Source organism: Stenotrophomonas sp. HMWF003, assembly GCF_003061285.1.
Lineage (GTDB): Bacteria > Pseudomonadota > Gammaproteobacteria > Xanthomonadales > Xanthomonadaceae > Stenotrophomonas > Stenotrophomonas maltophilia_AP.
Genome location: NZ_QAIW01000282.1, coordinates 7,825 through 13,959, shown reverse-complemented (window position 1 = coordinate 13,959; position 6,135 = coordinate 7,825). Strand labels below are relative to the sequence as shown.

The following is a 6,135-nucleotide window of genomic DNA, read 5'->3' as shown; positions in this document are numbered from 1 at the left end:
CGGTGGGCAGCGTCTGGATCGGCTGGAAGCAGCGCGGCGGCTACGCCCGGGCGCAGCTGTTCCAGTTCGATGGCGACCGCGATGCCATCCGCCGCCAGACCGTGCAGCAGGCACTGACGGGAATTTTCGCCCCGGTGTGACATCCTGAGCGCGTGCGTCGACAGGAGCTGTACCGATGTGGGAAACGCTGGGCACCGTGCGCGACCTGGGGCGATTGCAGGAAATCGCCTCGGTCCTGATCCGCTATGGCTTTGGCGACCTGGTCCGCCGGATCGGCCTGGCCGACGTGCTGGAGCGGGCCGGGCGCCTGCTGCACTGGAACGACACGCAGATGCTGCGCATGACCGCCCCGGTGCGGGTGCGGCGGGCGATGGAAGACCTGGGCCCGACCTTCGTCAAACTCGGGCAGGTGCTGGCCACCCGCGTGGACCTGTTCCCGCCGGACTGGATCGCCGAGTTCTCCGAACTGCAGAACGCCGTGCCCGCGCTGCCCTATGCGCAGGTCCGCGAGCAACTGGAAGCCGACCTCGGCGCGCCGGCCACCGAGGTGTTCGCGTGGCTGGATGAAACCCCGATGGCGGCCGCTTCGCTGGCCCAGGCGCACCGCGCCACCCTGCACGACGGCACGGCCGTGGTGCTCAAGATCCGCCGGCCCGGCATCCGCGACGTGATCGAAGCCGACCTGCGCCTGCTGGCGCGGCTGGCCGAGATCGTCGAGGCGCGCCTGCCGGACCTGCAGCGCTACCGCCCGGCCGAAGTGGTGCAACAGTTCCAGGTATCGCTGCGACGCGAGCTGGATTTCGCCGCCGAATGCCGCAACGCCGAGCGCATCGCCCGCAACTTCCAGGGGCGCCAGGACATCCTGATTCCCAACGTGCACTGGCAGTGGACCTGCGAGAGCCTCAACGTCCAGGATTTCGTGGATGGCATTCCCGGCCGCGACCTCGCCGGCGTCGACGCGGCGGGACTGGATCGGGTGCAGCTGGCGCGTCGGGGCGGCAACATCGTGCTCAAGATGGTGTTGGAGGACGGCTGCTTCCACGCCGATCCGCACCCGGGCAACATCATCTACCTGCGCGACGGGCGGATCGGCGTGATCGATTTCGGCATGGTCGGGGCCATCTCCGAGCAGCGCCGCTTCCAGGTGGCGCAGCTGCTGCACGGCCTGGTCAGCCAGGAGCCCGAAGCCGTGGCCGACGTGCTGCTGGACTGGGCCGGCGGCGTGGACGTGGACGAATCGCGGCTGCAGCAGGACATCAGCACCTTTGTCGACCAGTACCGGGGCGTGCCGCTGAAGGACCTGCACATGGGCCTGATGCTGGGCAACATCACCACGCTGCTGCGCCAGTACTCGCTGACCCTGCCGGCCGACCTGGCGCTGATGATCAAGACCTTCCTGACCCTGGAAGGCATGGGCCGCCAGCTCGACCCGCAGTTCGACATGGCCAGTGCCGCGCGCCCCTACCTGGAACGGGTGATGTGGCAGCGCTATGCCCCCGGCGCGGTGCTCAAACGCGGCAAGCGCAGCCTGGTCGGGGTAATGGACCTGCTCGGCGACCTGCCACGCGACGTGCGCCGCCTGCTGCAGATGGCGCGCCGCGGGCGCCTGCAGCTGAAAGTGGAAACCACCGCGCTGCAGGGCTTCGGCGACCAGGTCAACCGCGCCGCCAACCGGCTGGTCATGGGCATCGTGACCGCCGCACTCATCATCGGCTCGTCCATCGTCATGCACAGCGTGGGCGGCGTTTCCAGCCGCTGGCTGCTGGCGCTGGGCGTGGCCGGCTTCATCGGCGCGGGTTTCTGCGGTGTATGGATACTGTTTTCGATCTGGCGCAGCGGCAAGAACCCGTAGGGTTCCTGCCGCTGGGATCCGAAGGATCCCCGCAATCTGCCGCCAACGCGGCACATTGCGCGTAGAGCCGACCGTTGGTCGGCTGCTCTACCTGGCCGCCGTCATGACCCTCCAGCTTCGTCGCTGCCCTTCGTTCGGCGGCCATGAACGAATCATTGGGGTCCACCAACCAACGGTCGATGGCTACCCCTCCAGCGTGCAGCGCGTGGGGTGGGGAATGCGGGGTTTCCGCGCGATCAGATGTCGCGCGCAGCCACCCATGGGGTGGCTCTTCCGGGACAGGGTAATCCGCGGTAGAGCCACCCCATGGGTGGCTGCTCCCCCTGCTCTTCTTCGGTGGGCACTTGCGTGCCTATAGTGTTAGTAGTAATACTACTAACCATGGACCTGACCGATACCCAGCAGGCGATCCTGCAGTTGATCGCCGAGCGTATAGAGACCGATGGCGCACCGCCGTCGCAGACGGAAATCGCCCGCGCGTTTGGCTTCAAGGGCGTGCGCGCGGCCCAGTACCATCTGGAAGCGCTGGAGCAGGCCGGGGCGATCCGTCGCATTCCCGGGCAGGCCCGCGGCATCCGGCTGGTGCAGGCGCCGCCGCTGCAGGATGGCCTGCCGGCCTCGCTGTCGGTGCCCGCATTGCCCGACCACGTGTTGCGCCTGCCGGTGCTGGGCCGGGTGGCCGCCGGCCTCCCGATCGGCGCGGACATCGGATCCGACGATTTCGTGGTGCTCGACCGGGTGTTCTTCTCGCCCGCGCCGGATTACCTGCTCAAGGTGCAGGGCGATTCGATGATCGACGAAGGCATCTTCGATGGCGACCTGATCGGCGTGCACCGCACCCGCGACGCCCGCTCGGGCCAGATCGTGGTGGCCCGCATCGATGACGAAATCACGGTCAAGCTGCTCAAGATGGGCAAGGATCGCATCCGGCTGCTGCCGCGCAACCCCGATTACAAGCCGATCGAAGTGCTGCCCGATCAGGACTTCGCAATTGAAGGCCTCTATTGCGGCCTGCTGCGGCCCAACCGCTGACCCTTCTCCTACGCAATAACTGCACGGTCTTTTGTGGCGATTCTCTGGTTCCGCTGAGGTTGGTACGGATGTCCGATAATTTTTTTCCGAACGCCGGGCAGAATCTCAGCCTGTGCGATACGCCAGCCTTAAAGTGAACCCATGGCCAAGAAGACTTCCAAAGACAGCACCTCCACCGACACGACCTCTGCAAGGACCACTCCGATGGACGAAAACAAAAAGCGTGCCCTCACCGCCGCCCTGAGCCAGATCGAAAAGCAGTTCGGCAAGGGCGCCGTGATGCGCATGGGCGACCGCGTCGTCGAAGCGGTCGAGGTCATCCCGACCGGCTCGCTGATGCTGGATATCGCACTCGGCATTGGTGGCCTGCCCAAGGGGCGCGTCGTTGAAATCTACGGTCCGGAATCCTCGGGCAAGACCACCCTGACCCTGCAGGCCATTGCCGAATGCCAGAAGAAGGGCGGCACCGCGGCCTTCATCGACGCCGAGCATGCGCTGGACCCGATCTATGCCGCCAAGCTGGGCGTGAACGTGGACGACCTGCTGCTCTCGCAGCCCGATACCGGTGAGCAGGCGCTGGAAATCGCCGACATGCTGGTGCGGTCCAGCTCGGTGGACATCGTGGTGGTCGACTCGGTCGCGGCGCTGACCCCGAAGGCCGAAATCGAAGGCGAAATGGGCGACCAGCTGCCGGGCCTGCAGGCCCGTCTGATGAGCCAGGCGCTGCGCAAGCTCACCGGCAACATCAAGCGCTCCAACACCTTGGTGGTGTTCATCAACCAGCTGCGCCACAAGATCGGCGTGATGATGCCGGGCCAGAGCCCGGAAGTGACCACCGGCGGCAACGCCCTGAAGTTCTACGCCTCGGTCCGCCTGGACATCCGCCGGATCGGCGCGATCAAGAAGGGCGACGAGATCATCGGCAACCAGACCAAGATCAAGGTCGTCAAGAACAAGCTGGCGCCTCCCTTCAAGCAGGTCATCACCGAGATCCTGTACGGCGAAGGCATCAGCCGCGAAGGCGAACTGATCGACATGGGCGTGGAAGCCAAGCTGGTCGAGAAGGCCGGTGCCTGGTACAGCTACGGCGATGAGCGCATCGGCCAGGGCAAGGACAATGCCCGCGGTTACCTGCGCGACAACCCGCAGATCGCCCAGCGCCTGGAAGCCGAGCTGCGCGAGAAGTTCCAGCCGGAAGAGGCAGCCCGCGAAGGCGGCGACGACGTGGAAGACGACGTCGAGTGAGTTTCCTGCGGGGCAGGGCAGCGCCGTCAGTGACGCTCGCCCTGCACCGCGGTTTCCGTATTCCCCGACGGGGGAGCGCCAGGGACGGCGCATTTGATTGAGTAAAGGTGGCCATGCAGGATTCCGACAGCCCGGCACCCCGCCGTAAACGCCGTGTCAGTGAACAGACCCCGGTCCAACGGGCGCTGGGCCTGCTGGTGCGCCGGGAGCACTCGCGCAAGGAATTGACCCGCAAGCTGCAGGCCCGGGGCATCGAGACCGAGGCCGCCGTGGCAGCCGTCGACACGCTCAGTGAGGCCGGCTGGCAGGACGACACCCGGTTCGCCGAGAACCTGGTCCGGATCCGGGCCAACACCGGGTACGGTCCGATCCATATCCGGGCCGAACTGGGCACCCATGGGCTGGACAGCGAGCAGATCGCCCTGGCCATGGACACCTTCGAGGGCGATTGGGCTGAAAATGCCCGGGATCTGGTCTGCCGCCGTTTCGGCGAGGCCGGCCCCCAGGAGCTGCCGCAACGCCGTAAAGCGGCCGATCTGCTGGCCCGGCGCGGGTTCGACGGCGATACCATTCGGCGCGCCACCCGCTACGACCCTGACGACTGAGCGGCCCGGGCCTGATACCCTTTATGGTTTCGGCGGTCCAGCAGCGACACCCGGCCATTGGGGCTGAGTGCCATGGACCGGCCGGCCCGCATAAAGCCAGCCCCCATGAACGCATCCGTCACATTCACTACCTCCCAGATCCGCAGCGATTTCCTTGAGTTCTTCAAGGGAAAGGGCCACACCATCGTGCCGTCGGCGCCCCTGGTGCCGGGCAATGATCCGACCCTGCTGTTCACCAACTCCGGCATGGTGCAGTTCAAGGACGTGTTCCTTGGCGCGGAGAAGCGCAGCTATGTGCGCGCCGCGGACGTCCAGCGCTGCCTGCGCGCCGGCGGCAAGCACAACGACCTGGACCAGGTCGGCTACACCGCGCGCCACCACACCTTCTTCGAAATGCTGGGCAACTGGTCCTTCGGCGATTACTTCAAGAAGGACGCCATTGCCTGGGCCTGGGAGCTGCTGACCCAGGTCTGGAAGCTGCCGGCCGACCGCCTGCTGGTCACGGTCTACCAGACCGATGACGAGGCCTACGCGCTGTGGCGCGACATGATCGGCATCCCGGAAGCGCGCATCGTGCGCATCGGCGACAACAAGGGTGCACCGTTCGCGTCGGACAACTTCTGGCAGATGGCTGAAACCGGCCCGTGCGGCCCGTGCACCGAGATCTTCTATGACCACGGCGACCACATCGCCGGCGGTCCCCCGGGCTCGCCGGACGAAGACGGCGACCGCTTCATTGAAATCTGGAATCTGGTGTTCATGCAGTTCGATCGCCAGCCCGACGGCACCCTTGTGCCGCTGCCGGCGCCCTGCGTGGACACCGGCATGGGCCTGGAGCGCCTCGCCGCGATCCTGCAGCACGTGCACACCAACTATGAAATCGACCTGTTCCAGGCGCTGATCCGCAAGGCCAGCGAACTGACCGGCATGGCCGACCTGGAGAACAAGTCGCTGCGTGTCATCGCCGACCATATCCGGGCCTGTTCGTTCCTGATCGTCGATGGCGTGCTGCCGTCCAACGAAGGTCGTGGCTACGTGCTGCGCCGGATCATCCGCCGCGCGCTGCGCCATGGCTGGATGCTGGGCGTGCGCCAGCCGTTCTTCAGCAAGCTGGTGCCGACCCTGGTCGAGCAGATGGGCGTGGCCTATCCGGAACTGCCGGCCCAGGCCGACACCGTGGTGCGCGCACTGCAGGCCGAGGAAGAGCGTTTCGCTGAAACCCTTGATTCGGGCATGAAGATCTTCGACGACGTCGCGGCCAAGGTCAGCGACGGCGTGATCCCGGGCCTGGATGCCTTCCGCCTGTACGACACCTACGGCTTCCCGGTCGACCTGACCGCCGACATCGCCCGCGAGCGTGACATGACCGTGGACATGGATGGCTTCAACGCCGCCATGGAC

Annotated in this window: 6 protein-coding genes; all 6 read left to right on the top strand. The window is 66.3% G+C overall.

Features of this window, described 5'->3' with window-relative positions:
• Positions 1–140 (top strand): CinA family protein (locus tag DBR34_RS22790; RefSeq protein WP_258223845.1); only part of this gene is annotated, 140 nt, incomplete at its 5' end.
• Positions 141–175: 35 nt separating this feature from the next.
• Complete coding sequence (gene ubiB, locus DBR34_RS11745) at positions 176–1,852, top strand: 2-polyprenylphenol 6-hydroxylase (protein WP_128096927.1); 1,677 nt, start codon at positions 176–178, stop codon at positions 1,850–1,852.
• Between the two features lie 381 nt (positions 1,853–2,233).
• Positions 2,234–2,884 (top strand): transcriptional repressor LexA, encoded by a 651-nt coding sequence (gene lexA, locus DBR34_RS11740; protein ID WP_128096926.1) that lies wholly within the window; start codon positions 2,234–2,236, stop codon positions 2,882–2,884.
• A gap of 204 nt (positions 2,885–3,088) precedes the next feature.
• Positions 3,089–4,129 carry a recombinase RecA gene (gene recA / locus DBR34_RS11735; RefSeq protein ID WP_038689120.1) on the top strand — a complete coding sequence of 347 codons (1,041 nt, stop codon included), beginning with the start codon at positions 3,089–3,091 and terminating at the stop codon, positions 4,127–4,129.
• A gap of 113 nt (positions 4,130–4,242) precedes the next feature.
• A complete protein-coding gene (recX, locus tag DBR34_RS11730; protein ID WP_038689119.1) occupies positions 4,243–4,734 on the top strand; it encodes a recombination regulator RecX in 492 nt (163 codons plus the stop codon).
• A 105-nt stretch (positions 4,735–4,839) separates the two neighbouring features.
• On the top strand, positions 4,840–6,135 hold a 1,296-nt coding region (alaS, locus tag DBR34_RS22785), incomplete at its 3' end, for an alanine--tRNA ligase (protein WP_258223842.1).

Excerpts from the sequence above, each read along its gene's own strand:
- ubiB (WP_128096927.1), top strand. The coding sequence starts at position 176 with ATGTGGGAAACGCTGGGCACCGTGCGCGACCTGGGGCGATTGCAGGAA.
- recX (WP_038689119.1), top strand. The coding sequence starts at position 4,243 with ATGCAGGATTCCGACAGCCCGGCACCCCGCCGTAAACGCCGTGTCAGT.
- recA (WP_038689120.1), top strand. The coding sequence starts at position 3,089 with ATGGACGAAAACAAAAAGCGTGCCCTCACCGCCGCCCTGAGCCAGATC.
- lexA (WP_128096926.1), top strand. The coding sequence starts at position 2,234 with ATGGACCTGACCGATACCCAGCAGGCGATCCTGCAGTTGATCGCCGAG.